Genomic DNA, 17,775 nt, shown 5'->3' on the forward strand with positions numbered 1-17,775 from the left:
CTTGTTACTCCACCGGATTTTCGTGTCTGCCGTCCGGAAGAACGACAGAGCGCGCCCGTTTGCCGCGGAAATAGGACTGCACCCACGGGTCGTCGCAGGCAAACATGTCCTGCAATGTCCCTTCCACCAGCACTTTCTTCTGGCCCAGCACCGCAATGCGGTCACAGACGGAGAACAGGCTGTCGAGGTCGTGCGTCACCATATAGACGGTCAGGCCGAGCGAATCGCGCAAGCGCGCAATCAGCATATCAAATTCCGCCGCCCCGATGGGATCGAGGCCGGACGTCGGCTCATCGAGGAAGACGAGGTCGGGATCGAGCGACAGCGCCCGGGCAAGGGCCGCGCGCTTGATCATGCCGCCGGAAAGCTCGGATGGGTACTTGTCGCCCGCATCGGGCTTCAGTCCCACCATCTCGATCTTCAGATAGGCAAGCTCGTCCATCAGCTTCTTCGGCAGGTCGAGATATTCGCGCATCGGCAGCTGGATGTTTTCCTTCACCGTCAGGCCGGAAAACAGTGCGCCCTGCTGGAACAGCACGCCAAGCCGCTGGTCGAGCATCATGCGGTCGTCTTCGCTCGCCTTGTCGTAGTCGGTGCCGAGAATGCGGATCGCACCCGCCTGCCGCGGCAGGAGCCGCAAGATCGCGCGCATCAACACGGATTTGCCGGCACCGGAGGGGCCGATAAAGCCGAGGATTTCACCGCGATAGACATCGAGGTCGAGATTTTCGAGCACGTTGCGGCCGTTGAAACCGACGGTCACGCCCTCGACGGAAAGCACTACCTCGCGCCCGTCTTTCCCGGTTCTGGTCTCCTGCGGTTTCTGGTCCAGTTTCTCCAACGCGCCCTCCCTAAAAATCGATGGCTGCGTAGAAGATGGCGAAAAGGCCATCCACCAGAATGACGACGAAGATCGACTTCACCACCGAGGAGGTGACGTGCTGGCCGAGCGATTCCGCCGAACCACCCACCTTCATGCCCTCCACCGCCGCGACGATGCCGATGATAAGCGCCATGAACGGCGCCTTGATCATGCCGGCGGCAATGGTCGATTCCTCGACAGCGCCGTGCAGGCGCGACAGGAACACCTCAAACGTGATGCCGGAATAGAGCAGCGCCACGATGGCAGCACCGAAAAGCGCTGCAAAATTGGCAAGAATGGTCAAAAGCGGCAGCGCGATGGTGAGCGCCACCAGCCGCGGAAACACCAGCACGCCTACGGGGTTGAGGCCGATCACCTTCAGCGCGTCGATTTCCTCGCGCATCTTCATCGAGCCGATTTCCGCCGTGATCGCACTGCCGGAACGGCCGGCGATCATGATCGCGGTCAGAAGCACACCGATTTCGCGCAATTGCAGAATGCCGACCAGATCGACAACGAAGACTTCCGCACCGAAATAACGCAGCTGGAACGCGCCCTGCTGGGCGATGATCGCACCGATCAGGAACGACATCAGCATGATGATCGGCACGGCGCGCACGCCCATATGGTCGATCTGATTGACGATCGCCGCCGGCGAGACGCCGCGCCCGCGCCCGAGCTTCATCTGCGCGCCGCGCACGGCCGAGCCGAGAATATACATGCCCGCCAGGAAATCCGCGCCGTTCTGAATGACGGCCTTGCCGATGGGCGCAAAAATACGCTCGGCGAGCCCCGCCTTCGCAGCGGCTTCGCCCTCCATCTCCACCTTTTCGGGCAACTGGCCGATGACCTCTTCGATACGGTCATTGCCCGTCACGGTGACGGTGGCGCCATTTGCCTCGAGGTCCTTGCGCAGGCGCTGGATGATCCAAGCGCCCGTCGTATCGATGGCCTCGACGGAAGAAAGATCGATCTCCACCGGACCGGCGGATTTGCTCTTTTCGATCTTTTCAAGACTGGGGAAAACACCGGCGAGATTGCTGTTGCGCCAGGAACCGCTCATGACAAAACGCAAGCCGCCGCCGGAGACGTTATCGTCTTCGGTGATTGCGGCCGGGTTCGCCTGTTGCCGTGTGTCCTGTTCTTGCATAATGCTCCGAGCGAGTGCAGCCGTCACGAGATTCTTAAAGGTTTCATAACGTTTTAGCCTCCGGCAAGCCACAGTGACGGCCGACAATTCGTGATAAATTTGGCGTCATGTGTCTTTTGCCGCCCAATCGGAAGTGAAAAAAACATGCCCCGTTACCTTCAAGCCACAACGGAACGTTTTCCCGTCGCCGGCAGCTTCACCATTTCACGCGGCACCCGCACACATGCGGATGTCGTAACGTGCACAATCCGCGATGGTTCCTTTACCGGCATTGGCGAATGTGTGCCCTATCCGCGTTATGGCGAAAGTATTGAAGGCGTCATCGCCGATATCGAAGCGATGGCGGAACAGATCGCCGGCGGCGTGACACGGCAGGAACTACAGCAGGCGATGCAACCCGGCGCCGCCCGCAATGCGGTGGATTGCGCGCTGTGGGACCTCGAAGCCAAGATCAGCGGCAAAACCGTTGCCGAGCGCATCCTTGGACAGGCGGCAAAGCCGCTCGTCACCGCCTACACCATCTCGCTTGCCGACCCCGAGACCATGGCCGCAAAGACGGCTGAAAATGCAGGCCGCCCGCTGCTGAAGATCAAGACCGGTACGGCGGATGACGAAGCGCGTCTAAGGGCCGTGCGCGCCGCCGCACCCGAAGCGCGCATCATCATCGACGCCAATGAAGGCTGGAACGATTATAATATCGAATATTATCTGCGGCTTGCGGCAGAGCTGAAGATATCGCTGATCGAGCAGCCGCTACCCGCCGGCAAGGATGATATCCTCGCCCGCATCGACCATCCGGTGCTGATCTGCGCCGACGAAAGCGTGCATTCCACGAAGGACCTCGCCGCCCTGCGCGACCGCTACGATGCGATCAACATCAAGCTCGACAAGACCGGCGGCCTGACCGAAGCGCTTGTCATGAAGGCGGAAGCGGAACGGCTCGGCTTCACCATCATGGTCGGCTGCATGCTCGGCACCTCGCTCGGCATGGCGCCGGCCGTGCTGGCGGCGCAGGGCGCTGCCTTTGCCGATCTCGACGGGCCGCTGCTGCTGGCCGAGGATCGTGAGCCTGGTCTGGTTTATGAGGGTTCGCTGGTTTATCCGGCACGGCGGGAATTGTGGGGGTAGAACTCTCGCTAAGGGTCCGCACTGGGTTGGCGTCGAGAGGCTGCATTCGCACCATCTCTCCGGTGCCTAACCGGAAGGTTACTGAGAAGGCTCTAAAGCCTCACCTCCGTCATGCCGGACCTGATCCGGCATCCAGCCACGGCGTGTGCGCCGTGAGAAATAGGTCTTACGCGATCAAAGACTTGATCGCACTGGATCGCGGCTCAGGGCCGGGATGACGGTATGCGGATGCCACAATTTTTGCCAAACACTTCGTTTACAGGTGAGCCTGCAACCAAACGCCCCAATTCAGGCCGCGTGCTTCCCAATAAGCCCCGGAATATCCACCGGCTCCATCTCGTCCGATGCCTGTTCGGCGGTAACGTCGCTCGTCTGCATCCAGGTGATCAGCTCGAAGCTGCCATCGGCATTTTCGGCAATCGCCGTGCAGCTTTCCACCCAGTCGCCGGCGTTGATGTAGCGGATGCCGTCCATGTCTTCCATGACAGCATGGTGAATGTGGCCACAGATGACGCCATCGACATTATTGCGGCGCGCTTCTTCGGCCACCACGCGCTGGAATTCGCCGATGAAGTTGACGGCGTGCTTGACCTGCAGCTTGGCCCAGGCCGAAAACGACCAGTAAGGCAGGCCGATGCGGCGGCGCACGGCGGCAATGGCGATGTTGAGCGCAATCGCCGCGTCATAGGCCCAGTCGCCGAGATAGGCGAGCAGGCGGGCATTGCGCACCACCACGTCGAACTCGTCGCCATGGATGATGAGGTACTTCTTGCCGTCAGCGGCCTCATGGATCATGCGTTCGGCCACCTCGATGCCGCCGAAATGCATGCCGGGAAATTCCCGCAGGAATTCGTCATGATTGCCGGGAATATAGACGATGCGCGTTCCCTTGCGGGCCTTGCGCAGCAGCTTTTGCACCACGTCGTTGCAGCCCTGCGGCCAGTACCAGCTGCGGCGCAAACGCCAGCCGTCGACGATGTCGCCGACGAGAATGATCGTCTCGGCCTCGTGATATTTCAGGAAGTCGAGCAGATAATCCGTCTTGGCCGCCTTGGAGCCGAGATGAACATCCGAAATGAAAAGCGTTCTGAACTGTCTGGTTTCGATTTGACCGGCCACGGATTTCATCCCCCTGTTCGGTTGCGTCCCTGCGGCTTTCTTACCTCTCAGAACCAGACTCGTGTTTCAGCAACATGACAGACGCCGGTTTTTATAGGGAATATGACGAAAGCCTTCACGAAAACGCGAATAAGCCATGGCCGCATTTGCATAAGGTGCGGTCAAATAACGGCTGTACCACGGGGAAGTTTGTTGTATTCAGGGGTCCGGAATTGAACCAGACATGACGGTGGAAGAATGACCTCTCACGATAAGAACAACACGCCCGCCAACACGGCAAAGGCCGACATCGAGGAACAGGCGCTCTTTTTCCACCGCTATCCGCGTCCCGGCAAGCTGGAAATCCAGGCCACCAAGCCGCTCGGCAACCAGCGCGATCTGGCGCTGGCCTATTCGCCGGGTGTTGCCGCCCCCTGCCTCGCCATCCATGAAAATCCGGAAACGGCGGCGGAATATACCGCCCGCGCCAACCTCGTCGCCGTCATCTCCAACGGCACGGCGGTGCTCGGCCTCGGCAATATCGGCCCGCTCGCTTCCAAGCCGGTGATGGAAGGCAAGGCCGTTCTCTTCAAGAAATTCGCCGGCATTGACGTCTTCGATATCGAAATCGATGCGCCCGGCATCAACGACATGGTCTCCACCATCGCAGCGCTGGAGCCCACCTTCGGCGGCATCAACCTTGAGGACATCAAGGCGCCGGAATGTTTCGAGGTGGAACGTCAGCTGCGCGAAAAGATGAATATCCCGGTCTTCCACGATGACCAGCACGGCACCGCAATCATCGTCGCCGCCGCCGTCACCAACGCACTGGAACTCGCCGGAAAATCGCTCTCGAGCGTCAAGATCGTCGCCTCGGGCGCCGGCGCGGCAGCCCTTGCCTGCCTCAACCTGCTCGTCTCGATGGGCGCGAAGAAAGAAAACATCTGGGTCCACGACATTGAAGGCCTCGTTTATGACGGCCGCAACACGCTGATGGACGAGTGGAAGGAAGTTTACGCCCAGAAAACCGACAAGCGCGTTCTCTCCGAAACCATCGACGGCGCGGATGTCTTCCTCGGCCTTTCCGCCGCCGGCGTCCTGAAGCCGGAACTGCTGGAGCGCATGGCGGAAAACCCGCTGATCCTCGCACTTGCCAACCCCAATCCGGAAATCATGCCGGAGGCGGCGCGTGCGGCCCGTCCGGATGCGATGATCTGCACCGGCCGTTCGGATTTCCCGAACCAGGTCAACAACGTTCTCTGCTTCCCCTATATCTTCCGCGGCGCGCTGGATTGCGGCGCAACCACGATCAACGAGGAAATGAAGATGGCCGCCGTGCAGGCCATCGCCGAACTCGCGCGTGAGGAAGTCTCCGAAGTGGCCGCAAAGGCCTATAGCGGCGAAACGCCGGTCTTCGGCCCGAACTACCTCATCCCATCGCCCTTCGATCCGCGCCTCATCCTGCGCATTGCGCCAGCCGTTGCCCGCGCTGCGGCCGCAAGCGGCGTCGCCGCCCGGCCGATCACCGATTTCGAAGCCTATCTCGACCAGCTGAACCGTTTCGTCTGGCGCTCCGGCTTCATCATGAAGCCGGTCTTCAATGCCGCGAAAGCCGCCGAAAAGAAGCGCATCATCTTTGCCGAAGGCGAAGACGAGCGCGTGCTGCGCGCCGCCCAGGTGCTTTTGGAAGAAGGCACCGGCATCCCGATCCTCATCGGCCGCCCGCAGATCATCGAAACGCGCCTGAAGCGCTTCGGCCTGCGCATCCGCCCGCATACGGATTTCGCCGTGGTCAATCCGGAAGACGATCCGCGCTACCGCGACTATGTCGATGACTATTTCGCCCTTGTCGGCCGCGTCGGCATCAACCCGGAAGCAGCCCGCACCATCGTGCGCACCAACACGACCGTCATCGGCGCACTGTCGGTGAAGCGCGGCGAAGCGGATGCGCTGATCTGCGGTCTCGAAGGCCGTTACGACCGCCATCTGCGCGACGTCAACCAGATCATCGGCAAGCAGGAAGGCGTGCGTTCCTTCGCGGGCCTCAGCCTGCTCATCACCCAGCAGGGTGCGCTGTTCCTCACCGATACTTTCGTGAATTACGACCCGACCTCCGAGGAAGTGGCGGAAATGGCCATTCTCGCGGCCAAGGAAATCCGCCGCTTCGGCATCACGCCGAAGATCGCCCTCGCCAGCCATTCCAATTTCGGCTCGCGCGATTCCGAAAGCGCCCGCAAGATGCGCCGTGCCCTGAAGATCGTGCAGGAAGCCGCACCGGAACTGGAAGTGGACGGTGAAATGCAGGGCGGTTCGGCCCTTTCGGAAGCGCTGCGCAAGCGCGCCATGCCGAACAGCGTGCTGACCGGCGAAGCGAACCTTCTGGTCTTCCCGAACCTCGATGCCGCCAACATCACGCTCGGCGTCACCCGCACCTTGACGGAAGGCCTTCATGTCGGCCCCATCCTGCTCGGCACGGCCCTGCCTGCCCATATCCTGTCGCCCAGCGTCACCTCGCGCGGCGTCGTCAACATGGCGGCGTTTGCCGTGGTGCAGGCTTCGCACCCTTCGGTGTGATAGAGGCCGCATTAACGCAATTTTGAACAGGCTGTTGCCGCATTGCGGCAACAGCTTATGTTATCTTCCCGAAACACGGATGTCGTGAAGTATAACGCCCCTGCCACCAGCCGGGGACATCGAACGGATCGAACAATTGACCCGCCGCAGCCGCATCATCGGCCTTCTGCTTCCCCTTATTTTCCTCGCCCCGGCCGCCGCCTTCGCGGATCAGGTCTGCGATACGCTTTATGCGCAATTGCGCGAACCACCACGCGTCATCGGCAACACGTCAGAGGTGCGCCGTTATGCCAACGCGCTCGCCCGCCAGAACATCGTAATCCGCAAGATCAGGAACGATCTGCGCGGCTATGGCTGCTCATCCGGCAGCGTCATCGTCTATGGCAATCCCAATGCCGGTATCTGCGCCGAAATCGGCGATGCGCTGGCGGAAGCAGAAAGCGAGCGCGACGCCATCATCCGTGACCGCGACGACGCCATGGCGGCCGCGCGTGACAACGACGGCGACATCAGGCGTCAGCGCATCCTCGCCGCCCTCGATGCCAATGGCTGCAACACCATGCCACAAACGGAAACACAATTGCCTCCGCCTCCGGACGTGACGCGTTATCCCGACGCCTTTCGGCAGAATGGCCCGCAGAACGACGACGAGCCGGGACAGGCGGGGCTTTCGCCCTACCCCAACGCCGCCGCCGAGGGTGGGCTTCGCACACTCTGCGTGCGCACCTGCGACGGCTCGTTTTTCCCCATCGCGTCCAATGCCTCGCCGCTTGATTTCCGCGCCCAGGCGGAGCAGTGCGAAAAGATGTGTCCGGGGACCGAGACGGAGCTTTATTTCCACTCCATGACAGATCAGGAAACCGCCGATATGGTGTCTGCAGAAACAGGCAAACCCTACAGGGACCTGCCAACCGCCTTCGCTTACAGGAACGCCACGGCAAAAGCGCCGGGCTGTGCCTGCAACATGGCCGCCTATCACAAGGAAATGCAAAAGCAGGAAGAGGCCGCCCGGCCGCAGCCCGAAAAACCCTATTCCGGCATCACCACCATTCCATCACCGCAAGGTGACAAGGCTGAGAAACCCACCGAACAGCAACAGGCCGCCAAGCCGCCGGAACAGCCCGTTCCCGAACGCGACTATGACCCGAACGATAGCCGCGTCCGCGTCATAGGCCCGAAATTCCTGCCCGACCAGACAGGCCGGATCGACCTGAAGAACCCGGCATTGAAGGGTATACAGCCGCAGCAGTGAAATCTCTTCCGCGCTCGTAGTGGGGCGAGCGCGCGCGCCTTGCTTCTTCTCCCTAAGGGGGAGAAGTCCGCGGCAGCGGGATAAGGGGACGGCGTCAGCGATATTCGGAGAGCTAGCCCCCTCATCCGACCCTTCGGGCCACCTTCTCCCCGGTGGGGAGAAGAAACATGCAGCAAAGTCCCGCCTGATTCACAGGCCTCCGCTTCTACACCCCGCCCCAGCGGTTACGGAACACCAGTTCCTCCAGCGGCACGCGCTGTCGCCAGCCCTTCACCGCCAGTTCCGGCTCGTTATAGAGCGCATCGACACGGCCGAGGCAGAGCCAGGCGACGATTTCGATATGATCGGGAATATCGAGAATGGTGCGAATGTCGCTATCGTGGAAAATGCTGACCCAGCCGACGCCGATGCCTTCGGCGCGCGCCGCGAGCCAGAGATTCTGGATGGCGCAGACGGTGGAATAGACATCCGTGCGCGGATTATGGGTGCGGCCCAGCACCACCTTGCCGCCGCGCGTCGGATCGCAGGTGACGCAGATGCTGAGCGGCGCCTTGCGGATGCCTTCGAGCTTGAGACTGCGATAAAGCGCCTGCTGCTCGCCCGTAAACATCGCCGCCGCCTCCTCATTGGCGCGGCTGAAGGCCACGAAGGCCGCCTGACGGATCGCGCCATCGGTGACGAGGGTGAAATTCCACGGCTGCATGAAACCGACCGAGGGCGCGGAATGGGCCGCCTTCAAAAGACGCTCCACCAGATCGTCCGGCAGCGGGTCCGGCAGGAACTGGTCGCGCACGTCACGACGGGTCTCGATGGCGCGGTAAATCGCCTCGCGTTCCTCACAGGAAAACGGGCGGGCGGGCGAGAGCGCGTGATCGAACGAACTGGCGCCGGGCGGATTGCTTACGGACGAATCGGCTGGCATCGTTTATCCCCAACAATGCGAAGACCGGGCGCAAATGCGCACCCCGCCTCGACAACAACCTGCCGCCGTCCGCGCGGTTCGGTCTATCCCGTCAGGCCGGTCTTCTGACTTGGCTTCATCCGCCCTTTTCGCCTTCCCGAATTGCTTCAGTGGCTTAAAAAAGAACGTCCGCCTCACAGCGCTGGGCACGTTCCGGTCTTTCACCGGATTCCCGATTCTCCCGCCGCAAGGGCAGGCACCTGACAGGCAAGCTATGGGCAAAAAAGTTTGCGAATGCAAGCATCCTGCCGGTGGTGCGGCAATGTGGCCTGCCTCACCCCCATCATTCCACCGGGAAATACCTGACATAAGCGAACTCATCCCCATCCGGTGACCAGTTGGGCGAATTCATCGTGCCCTGCCCGCCGAAAAGTTCGAACAGCGTCTCGGCATTGCCGCCATCCATGTCCATCAGCCGCACCCGCACATCGAGATCGCGCGGATGATCGAAAACGTCGCCGTCATAGGAAACGAACACCACCTTGTCTCCCCTCGGAGACGGGTGCGGAAACCAGTCGCCATAGGGGCTGTCGGTGATGCGCTCGACGGCGGAGCCATCCACCCGCACGCGCCAGATCTGCATCCGCCCGGTGCGGCTGGAATTGAAATAGATCCACTCACCGTCCGGCGAATAATCCGGCCCGTCATTGCGGCCTTCGCCATGGGTCAGCCGCGTCTCGACGCCGCTTGTTATATCCATCGAATAGATATCGAAGACCTGATCGCGAATGCCGCAATAGGCAAAACCTTTCCCATCCGGCGACCAGCCGTGCCAATAGGAAGGCAGGTTCTTCGTCATCAGCCTTGGCGCGCCGCCCGCCGATGGCAGAAGATAAATGGCGCTCTTGCCGAATTCCACCTTGTCGGAAATGGCGTAGAGCGAACCGTCAGGCGATATGCCGTGGTCGTTGTTGCAGAGCGTCGCAAAGCCGGTATCGACCTTTTCCGGCGAAATATCACCGGCAAGGGACAGGCGGTAAAGCAGCCCTTCGCTGTTCAGCAGCAGATATTTTCCATCCGGCGACCAGTTCGGCGCTTCAAAAAGATCAGGCGTCTGCCACACCGCCCGCATCTGCCGGGTGCGGATGTTGAAGATTTCGATGGAGCTGCGCATTCTGCCTCCCGGGCGTGTCCGTGTCTCGTTCAAAGCGCCCGGTGCAGACATTCCGTTTGCATCCGCCATCGCCTCGATTATGATCCTAGGGCGGCAGGCACCGTCCTGCAAATTCAAACCGGAAAAAACGCCAGCGCTCCGGCACCGTCCGTGACCTTTGCCGTTTCTCCCAGATCCGAGGTTCCGCGATGAATACCATCGCCGATCACGGCATCCGCTTCGGGCGGATCGCCGCAATGCTTCCTGTCAAAAACATCGAAAAGGCCCATGATTTTTACGTTGGCGTGCTGGGCTTCGAAAAGACCTTCGAAAACGGCACCCCTGTCGGCTTCATGATCCTCAAACAGGGCAATGCCGAGCTGCACCTGACATTGCAGCCCAGCCACAAGGCGGCACCCTTCAACGTTGCACATATGATGGTGAGCAATGTCGATGCGTTGCACGCCCTCTGCAAGAGCCAGGGCTTGCGCATCATCAAGGGCCTGCAGGATAAGGATTACGGCCTGCGTGCCTTTGTGTTTGAAGACCCGGATGGCAACCGCATCGATGTGGGGCAGGTTATTTGAGATGAGTGGGCGGCGCGGGGTTTTCTCCGCGCCGCTTGCTTAAACACGAAGGCTTGTTGTGGAACGAGCGCATGCCCCTTGTTTCTTCTCCCCGCCGGGGAGAAGTCCGCGGCAGCGGGATGAGGGGGCAAGGGCAGTGAGTTAGGGCAATGTTGCCCCCTCATCCGACCCTTCGGGCCACCTTCTCCCCGTCGGGGAGAAGAAACACACGGCAACGCCGGGCAAAACATCCGCTATCAGCGTCTTCCTTCAATCACCGATCCCGGAACCGGTTGGTGATCGGGTAACGCCGGTCACGCCCAAAGTTCTTCTTGGTGATCTTCACACCCGGCGCCGATTGCCGGCGCTTGTATTCGGCGAGATAAAGCAGATGCTCCACCCGGTGCACCGTCGCCACATCATGGCCGCGAGCCAGAATTTCCTCGACCGACATTTCCTTCTCGACGAGGCATTCCAGAATATCGTCCAGCACCGGATAGGGCGGCAACGAATCCTGGTCGGTCTGGTTGGGGCGCAATTCGGCCGACGGGGCCTTGGAAATGATATTGGCGGGGATCACCTCGCCGGAAGGGCCGAGCGCGCCCGGCGGCACATGGGCGTTGCGCCAGCTGGAAATGGCATAGACCTGCATCTTGTAGAGGTCCTTGATGGGGTTGAAACCGCCATTCATGTCGCCATAAAGCGTGGCGTAACCCACCGACATTTCCGACTTGTTGCCCGTCGTCACCACCATGGAGCCGAACTTGTTCGAGACGGCCATCAAAATGGTGCCGCGCGTGCGGCTCTGCAGGTTTTCCTCGGTAATGCCCTCTTCCGTGCCTTCGAAGAGATCGGAAAGCGCCGAGAGGAAACCCTCCACCGGCTCGACGATCGGCACGATATCGTAACGGCAGCCCAGCGCTTTCGCGCAATCGGCCGCGTCCTTCAGCGATTCTTCCGATGTATAGCGGTAAGGCAGCATGATGCAGCGCACCCGCTCCTCACCCAGCGCATCGACGGCAAGGGCGGCGCAGATCGCCGAATCGATGCCGCCGGAAAGGCCGAGAACCACGCTTTTGAAGCCGTTCTTGTTGACGTAATCGCGGAAGCCCAGCATGCAGGCGCGGTAATCCGCCTCCTCGCCTTCGGGAATCTTCGAGAAAGGTCCGCTGTCGCAATGCCAGCCGTCTGCCGTGCGTTTCCAGTCGGTGACGGCAAGTGTGGCCTCGAACTGACTCATCTGGAAAGCAAGCGTCTTGTCGGCATTGAAGCCGAAGCTTGCGCCGTCGAACACCAGCTCATCCTGCCCGCCCAGCTGGTTGGCGAAGACGAGCGGCAGGCCGCTTTCGATAACCTGCCGCAGCGCCACCTGATGGCGCACATCCAGCTTGCCGCGATAATAGGGCGAACCGTTCGGCACCAGCAGGATTTCCGCCCCGCTTTCGGCGAGTGTCTCGCAGACACCCATGTCGTTCCAGATTTCCTCGCAGATCGGAATACCGATCCTGACCCCGCGGAAATTATAGGGACCGGAAATCGAGCCCTCGGAGAAAACGCGTTTTTCGTCGAATTCGCCGTAATTGGGCAGGTCGATCTTGTCGCGCAGCGCGATGATCTTGCCGCCATCCAGAAGCGCCACCGAATTGTGCCTGCCCGTCTCACCCTGTCGCGGAAAACCGATGACGACGCCCGGCCCGCCATCGGCGGTTTCCGCCGCCAGCTCTTCCACGGCTTTCAGGCATGCTTTCAGGAAAGCCGGTTTCAGCACCAGATCTTCCGGCGGATAGCCGGATATGAACAGCTCCGTCAGAAGCAGAAGATCGGCGCCCTGCGTCGCCGCATCGGCCCTTGCCTCGCGCGCCTTGGCGAGATTGCCCGCCACGTCGCCAACGGTGGGATTGAACTGCCCGACGGCAATCCGGAGATGGTTCTGGATATCGTGTCTGTCGCTCATGGCTTTTCAATACCGCGCCCGTGGCCGCTCCGCAACGCGGCAATTGCATGGCGACGCCCGTTACGCATGGCAGGCGCGCGTTCACGCTAAGGTTATCGCCGCGCCGGCCAGACTCTTCAAAGTTCATGTCGCGTTCATCGCGCTTATGTGACAGTTACATGACACTTTTGCGACACCCGATTCACCTCCCCGGATCGGTCGTGCCGCCTGCAATACCGGAGTATGGGTTTGAGAGATTCGGCGCCAAAAACAACGGCTTCCGAAAAGGCTGGTTTCGTCTTTTCGCCTGCATGGACAAGGAGCCTTTCCAAGCTTTCGGGCATCGCCTATCCGCTTGCCAATCTGACGGTCGCGTCCGTCGTGCTGGTCGTGGCGCTGGAGTGGATCGCCCGCGGCTCGCTCACGGATGTCGGCGCTTTCCTCACCTCCTCCGCCCGCCCCGGCATGACCACCATTGCCGCCGTGCTCGCCCTTCTCGTGGCGCTGGATGCCCTTCTTGGCAGGCGTTACCTGTCGCTGATCGCGCTTGCGCCGCTCTGCGCGCTGACGGGGCTGATTTCGGCACAGAAACAGACCTATCTTTCTGATCCGCTTTATCCATCCGACCTGCTGTTCGGCCGGCAGATCCTCGAGCTTTTGCCGACCATGCTGAAGGCCCAGCCGATGACGGCAGCCCTCGTCGCCCTCGGCATCTGCGCCACGATTGCGGCACTTACGGGTCTCTGGCTGCTGGCGCGCCGCCACTCACCGGGCTTGAGCTGGCGCGAACGCGCCGCTGGTCTCGCGCTGACGCTGCCGCTTCTTGCGGGTCTCGCTTCGCTGATGGACTATTCGCATTATTCCTGGGTGCGCGATCGCCTCAACATCATTCCCATGATGTGGGACCAGCGGGAAAATTACCGCCATAACGGCTTCCTGATGGCCTTCGCCTTCAATATTCCGATGGCCAATGTCTCGGCGCCGCAGGGTTACGGCGAAAACACCATTGCCGACCTGACCTCCGAGCCCGCCGCCTTCGCCGCCAACAAGGGCGATTACCCCGATGTCATCATGCTGATGAGCGAATCGCTGTGGGATCCGACGCGGCTGGAAAATGTGAAGCTCTCCGCCGACCCCATGCCGACGATCCGCGCCAAACAGTCCGGCAACGTCTTTTCCCCGGAATTCGGCGGCATGACGGCGAATGTGGAATTCGAGGCGCTGACCGGCTTTTCCAACGCCTTCCTGCCCTATGGCAGCATTCCCTATCAGCAATATATCCGCCGCCCCGTGCCCTCGCTCGCCAGCTTCTTCCGTGGCGAAGGTTATTCCGCCATCGCCATGCACCCCTTCCAGGAATGGTTCTGGAACCGCAAGCAGGTCTACAGGAATTTCGGCTTCGAGGAATTCCGCTCCGAAGAGACGCTGCCGGCCATGGAAAAACGCGGCAATTTCGCCTCCGACGATGCGCTGATGGACGAGATCATGGCGACGGCCGAAAAGGCGCAGAACCCGCTCTTCCTCTTCGCCGTCACCCTTCAGGGACACGGTCCCTACGAGGCGACCCGTTACGCCGAAAACACCATCGGCATCGAAGGCGATCTCTCCGCCTCAGCCTCGCAGGCGCTGGCCACCTATTCGCAAGGGGTGGCGGAAGCTGACGAAGCGCTGCTGAAACTGATGCGCTGGGCGAAGAAGCGCGACCGTGAAACCATCATCGTCCTGTTCGGCGATCACCTGCCGCCGCTCGGCCAGACATTCGTGGAAAGCGGCTACATGCCGGGCATGGTTGCCAGCCGCCGCGCGCCGCTGGAGGTGATGAAGAAGGAACATGAGACGCCGCTCGTCGTGTGGTCTTCCAAAAAGGGCGTGCGCAAGAATATCGGAACCATCAGCCCGGCGCTTTTGCCCTATCACGTGCTGAAGACGGCGGGCTTCTCCGATCCCTTCTATACCGGCACGCTTGGCGACGTGCAGCAGGCCTTTTCCGTCATCGACCGGCATATGCTGGTGACGACCGACGGCAAGGCCCTGCCCGACTGGTCGATCGCACCCAATGCCGTTCCCGACGTGGTGCGCGATTACCGCCTGCTGCAATTCGACATGATGTTCGGCCAGCAATATGGCCGCGAACGCTTCTTCCCCGGTTTCAACTGGCTGCACGAGGGCGCGCCATCGGTCTGATGTTTTTCGGCGGGGACGCCTGAACCGCATGGCGGTGGAAATCGTTTGAATTCCACCGCCATGCGGGTTTATCTCGGGAAACATCCGCATCGCCCCATCAGAACCGGAGACACACCGTGTCAGATATCTCCGACTATATCGTTTCGCATTTTAAGCGTTCCTCTCGCGAAATCGGCGAAGTGGAGCGGCGCATTCTGGAACTGTCGCACCAAAAGAAGCTGGTTTCGAGCGACACCAATGCGGAATTTTCCGCTGGCGCGAGTTTCGGCGACAGACTGGCCGACAATATCGCCAAGGTCGGCGGCTCCTGGGGTTTCATCCTCGGTTTCTGCTTTTTCCTGATCTTCTGGGCTGTCATCAACACCATCATCCTGACGACCGGCGCCTTCGATCCCTACCCCTTCATCTTCCTCAACCTGCTGCTTTCCATGCTGGCGGCCATTCAGGCGCCAATCATCATGATGTCGCAGAACCGCCAGGCCGCCCGCGACCGTTTCGAGGCCGCCAAGGACTACGAGGTGAACCTGAAGGCCGAGCTTGAGGTTCTGTCCCTGCATGAAAAGATCGATGTGAAAGTGCTGGCCGAACTGGCCGCGCTCCGTCAGGACCTTGCGGCACTTCACCGCCATGTCACCCGCAGGGAAGACTGACGCCGGAAAATTCATCCCCGCTTTTCCCCACCCCGCGAGGCGCTGTTAGATTAAACGCAGTCCCGCCGGGTGGACGCCAGACGTGGCGGAAACCGAGGGACGGTCCTGGTGGTGGAACGCTGGCAACGTTCGTGGAAAGGACCATTTCGCAAAAGGCGGTGCACCGCCGCTTGCGAAATACGGCATGGTGAAAGACCCGGCTGCGCAACGCATCCGACCCACACCGACCTCAACCGAAGCGCAGCCGGGCAATCGCCCGACGCACGCTGAGTATATCCGACCGGCAACGCCGGGCGGGATGAAGCTGTTGGGTTTTGGGCGTTTTCAGGAAAAGTCGACCGAAGTGCGCGGGGCTTACCCCCCTCTGCCCTGCCGGGCATCTCCCCCTCAAGGGGGGAGATCGGCAGGAGGCGCGACCACCACTTCATTCGCAAATGTAGAGATGGGCGAAACCTGCCCGCGAGTCGATCTCCCCCCTTGAGGGGGAGATGCCCGGCAGGGCAGAGGGGGGTAAGCCCCACGCTCCTCCTCCCTCCATGAATCGCACAACCTCCTGAAACCTCACACCCAGTTACGAATCCGTCAGATTCTTACGCTACAGATTGACGCAGGCGTTTGTTGCATTGCACTCTTGCGGGCAAGGCTGAAGGGGAATCACTCCCCATCGTCAAAATGGCATCACGACCATTTCGCGGCGACGCCATGCCGGATGCGACATCCGGTCATCGCAATAATTCTGTTCCGGGGTTTTTCATGCACCAGTTCGATCTGATTGTTGTCGGCAGCGGTCCGGCGGGAAGACGGGCCGCCATTCAGGCCGCCAAGCTCGAAAAGAGGGTTCTGGTCATCGAGAAGGGCAGCCGCGTCGGCGGCGTTTCCGTGCACACCGGCACCATTCCATCGAAGACCCTGCGCGAGACGGCGCTCAACCTCACCGGCTGGCGCGAGCGCGGTTTTTACGGCCGCGCCTACCGCGTCAAGCAGGAGATCGATGCCGAAGACCTGCGTCGCCGCCTGCTCATCACGCTGGATCACGAAGTGGAAGTGCTGGAACACCAGTTCGCCCGCAACCGCGTGCAGCACATTCGCGGCACGGCGAGCTTCATCGACGCCAACACCATGAAGGTGGTGAAGAGCGACGGCGAGATCATGACCGTGACGGGCACCTCCATCCTGCTGACCATCGGCACCCGCCCCTATCGGCCGCCGCATATTCCCTTCGATGGCGAAGCGGTGCTCGATTCGGACGAGATTCTCGAGATCAAGGAACTGCCGCGCTCCATGGTCGTCGTCGGCGCCGGCGTCATCGGCATCGAATATGCCACCATTTTCAGCGCGCTCGATACGCAGGTGACGGTGGTGGAGCCGCGCGAAACCATGCTGGAATTCATCGACAAGGAAATCGTCGAGGATTTCACCTATCAGCTGCGCGACCGCAACATGAAACTGATCTTCGGCCAAAAGGCGGAAAAGGTGGAGCGCGACGAAAGCGGCAAATGCCTCGTCTCACTCGGCAATGGCCGCGTGCTGAAGGCCGAGACGGTGCTGTTTGCCGCCGGCCGCGTCGGCGCCACCGATACGCTCAATCTTTCGGCCTGCGGGCTGGAGGCCGACAGCCGCGGCCGCCTGAAGGTCGATCCCGAAACCTTCCAGACCTCGGTGCCGAACATCTATGCCGCCGGCGACATCATCGGTTTCCCGAGCCTTGCCTCCACGTCCATGGAACAGGGCCGCATCGCCGCCCGCCACGCCGTCGGCGCACCAGCCGGCGAACCGCCGCAATTCTTCCCCTATGGCATCTATGCCGTACCGGAAATCTCCACCTGCGGCCTGACGGAAGAAGAAGTCATCGAACGCGGCATTCCCTATGAATGCGGCATCGCCCATTTCCGCGAAACCTCGCGCGGCCACATCATGGGCCTCGACAGCGGGCTGTTGAAGATGATCTTCTCGCTCAAAACCCGCCGCCTGCTCGGCGTCCACATCGTCGGCGAAGGCGCAACCGAACTGGTGCATATCGGCCAGGCGGTGCTGAATCTCAAAGGCACTGTGGAATATTTCGTCGAGAATACGTTCAACTATCCGACGCTTGCCGAAGCCTACAAGATTGCGGGACTCGATGCGTGGAACCGCATGGGTGAGATCAGGAAGGATTGAGCGGAGTATTCAGCGGGACGGCACAACGCCATGCGGGCGCTTGTGGTAAGGTCGTAGCCTCCTCTCCCCGTCACCCCGGACTTGATCCGGGGTCCAGCCAGCCCAAGTCCTTGGGCTGAAAAGGCTCACCTCACGGCGCAGACGCGCCGCGGCTGGATGCCGGATCA

Annotated in this window: 13 protein-coding genes and 1 riboswitch; of the genes, 7 read left to right on the forward strand and 6 right to left on the reverse strand. The window is 61.0% G+C overall.

Annotation, left to right across the window (positions count from 1 at the left end):
* Positions 1-4: 4 nt before the first annotated feature.
* Together FGF54_RS06900 and FGF54_RS06905 are read right to left on the reverse strand one after the other, a co-directional pair.
* The gene (locus FGF54_RS06900) at positions 5-841 is read right to left on the reverse strand and encodes an ABC transporter ATP-binding protein (RefSeq protein ID WP_035223193.1); all 837 of its coding nucleotides are present in this window, start codon (positions 839-841) and stop codon (positions 5-7) included.
* 10 nt (positions 842-851) lie between these two features.
* The gene (locus FGF54_RS06905; RefSeq protein WP_020810472.1) at positions 852-2,012 is read right to left on the reverse strand and encodes an ABC transporter permease; all 1,161 of its coding nucleotides are present in this window, start codon (positions 2,010-2,012) and stop codon (positions 852-854) included.
* 144 nt (positions 2,013-2,156) lie between these two features.
* Between FGF54_RS06905 and dgcA the strand changes: the two genes are divergently transcribed.
* Complete coding sequence (gene dgcA, locus FGF54_RS06910) at positions 2,157-3,140, forward strand: N-acetyl-D-Glu racemase DgcA (protein WP_142779279.1); 984 nt, start codon at positions 2,157-2,159, stop codon at positions 3,138-3,140.
* A 288-nt stretch (positions 3,141-3,428) separates the two neighbouring features.
* Here the strand turns inward: dgcA and FGF54_RS06915 are convergent, their stop codons facing one another.
* Positions 3,429-4,268, reverse strand: coding sequence for a UDP-2,3-diacylglucosamine diphosphatase (locus FGF54_RS06915; protein ID WP_168208025.1), 840 nt, complete (start codon positions 4,266-4,268; stop codon positions 3,429-3,431).
* A 228-nt stretch (positions 4,269-4,496) separates the two neighbouring features.
* On the opposite strand from FGF54_RS06915, the gene FGF54_RS06920 reads away from it, so the two are divergent.
* Together FGF54_RS06920 and FGF54_RS06925 are read left to right on the forward strand one after the other, a co-directional pair.
* The gene (locus tag FGF54_RS06920) at positions 4,497-6,812 is read left to right on the forward strand and encodes an NADP-dependent malic enzyme (protein ID WP_078053050.1); all 2,316 of its coding nucleotides are present in this window, start codon (positions 4,497-4,499) and stop codon (positions 6,810-6,812) included.
* Positions 6,813-6,948: 136 nt separating this feature from the next.
* Positions 6,949-8,064: a DUF2865 domain-containing protein gene (locus tag FGF54_RS06925; protein ID WP_168208026.1), complete on the forward strand. Its 1,116-nt coding sequence runs from the start codon at positions 6,949-6,951 to the stop codon at positions 8,062-8,064.
* A gap of 205 nt (positions 8,065-8,269) precedes the next feature.
* Here FGF54_RS06925 and bluB read toward each other — a convergent pair whose 3' ends face one another.
* Both bluB and FGF54_RS06935 read right to left on the reverse strand, forming a co-directional pair.
* The gene (gene bluB / locus FGF54_RS06930; RefSeq protein WP_059760139.1) at positions 8,270-8,986 is read right to left on the reverse strand and encodes a 5,6-dimethylbenzimidazole synthase; all 717 of its coding nucleotides are present in this window, start codon (positions 8,984-8,986) and stop codon (positions 8,270-8,272) included.
* A gap of 76 nt (positions 8,987-9,062) precedes the next feature.
* A riboswitch (cobalamin riboswitch) is annotated at positions 9,063-9,244 on the reverse strand.
* A 64-nt stretch (positions 9,245-9,308) separates the two neighbouring features.
* Entirely contained in the window at positions 9,309-10,139 is an 831-nt protein-coding gene (locus FGF54_RS06935) for a TolB family protein (RefSeq protein WP_142779281.1), read from the reverse strand.
* 188 nt (positions 10,140-10,327) lie between these two features.
* Between FGF54_RS06935 and FGF54_RS06940 the strand changes: the two genes are divergently transcribed.
* Complete coding sequence (locus FGF54_RS06940; protein ID WP_142779282.1) at positions 10,328-10,705, forward strand: glyoxalase superfamily protein; 378 nt, start codon at positions 10,328-10,330, stop codon at positions 10,703-10,705.
* A gap of 253 nt (positions 10,706-10,958) precedes the next feature.
* Here FGF54_RS06940 and FGF54_RS06945 read toward each other — a convergent pair whose 3' ends face one another.
* The gene (locus tag FGF54_RS06945; RefSeq protein ID WP_142779283.1) at positions 10,959-12,638 is read right to left on the reverse strand and encodes an NAD+ synthase; all 1,680 of its coding nucleotides are present in this window, start codon (positions 12,636-12,638) and stop codon (positions 10,959-10,961) included.
* Between the two features lie 222 nt (positions 12,639-12,860).
* Here FGF54_RS06945 and FGF54_RS06950 point away from each other — a divergent pair, with 222 nt between their 5' ends.
* The 3 genes from FGF54_RS06950 to sthA all read left to right on the forward strand — a co-directional run bounded on the left by FGF54_RS06950 (position 12,861) and on the right by sthA (position 17,608).
* Complete coding sequence (locus FGF54_RS06950; RefSeq protein ID WP_168208027.1) at positions 12,861-14,801, forward strand: LTA synthase family protein; 1,941 nt, start codon at positions 12,861-12,863, stop codon at positions 14,799-14,801.
* Between the two features lie 116 nt (positions 14,802-14,917).
* Positions 14,918-15,451: a DUF1003 domain-containing protein gene (locus FGF54_RS06955; protein ID WP_142779284.1), complete on the forward strand. Its 534-nt coding sequence runs from the start codon at positions 14,918-14,920 to the stop codon at positions 15,449-15,451.
* A 753-nt stretch (positions 15,452-16,204) separates the two neighbouring features.
* Complete coding sequence (gene sthA, locus FGF54_RS06960) at positions 16,205-17,608, forward strand: Si-specific NAD(P)(+) transhydrogenase (RefSeq protein WP_142779285.1); 1,404 nt, start codon at positions 16,205-16,207, stop codon at positions 17,606-17,608.
* Positions 17,609-17,775: the final 167 nt, after the last annotated feature.

The organism is Agrobacterium sp. T29 (assembly GCF_006970545.1).
In the GTDB taxonomy this organism is placed as follows: domain Bacteria; phylum Pseudomonadota; class Alphaproteobacteria; order Rhizobiales; family Rhizobiaceae; genus Agrobacterium; species Agrobacterium leguminum.

Bases quoted from the DNA above. Each gene is read 5' to 3' on its own strand.
- FGF54_RS06905 (WP_020810472.1), bottom strand. From the start codon at position 2,012: ATGCAAGAACAGGACACACGGCAACAGGCGAACCCGGCCGCAATCACC.
- dgcA (WP_142779279.1), top strand. From the start codon at position 2,157: ATGCCCCGTTACCTTCAAGCCACAACGGAACGTTTTCCCGTCGCCGGC.
- FGF54_RS06915 (WP_168208025.1), bottom strand. From the start codon at position 4,268: ATGAAATCCGTGGCCGGTCAAATCGAAACCAGACAGTTCAGAACGCTT.
- FGF54_RS06920 (WP_078053050.1), top strand. From the start codon at position 4,497: ATGACCTCTCACGATAAGAACAACACGCCCGCCAACACGGCAAAGGCC.
- bluB (WP_059760139.1), bottom strand. From the start codon at position 8,986: ATGCCAGCCGATTCGTCCGTAAGCAATCCGCCCGGCGCCAGTTCGTTC.
- FGF54_RS06935 (WP_142779281.1), bottom strand. From the start codon at position 10,139: ATGCGCAGCTCCATCGAAATCTTCAACATCCGCACCCGGCAGATGCGG.
- FGF54_RS06940 (WP_142779282.1), top strand. From the start codon at position 10,328: ATGAATACCATCGCCGATCACGGCATCCGCTTCGGGCGGATCGCCGCA.
- FGF54_RS06945 (WP_142779283.1), bottom strand. From the start codon at position 12,638: ATGAGCGACAGACACGATATCCAGAACCATCTCCGGATTGCCGTCGGG.
- FGF54_RS06950 (WP_168208027.1), top strand. From the start codon at position 12,861: ATGGGTTTGAGAGATTCGGCGCCAAAAACAACGGCTTCCGAAAAGGCT.
- sthA (WP_142779285.1), top strand. From the start codon at position 16,205: ATGCACCAGTTCGATCTGATTGTTGTCGGCAGCGGTCCGGCGGGAAGA.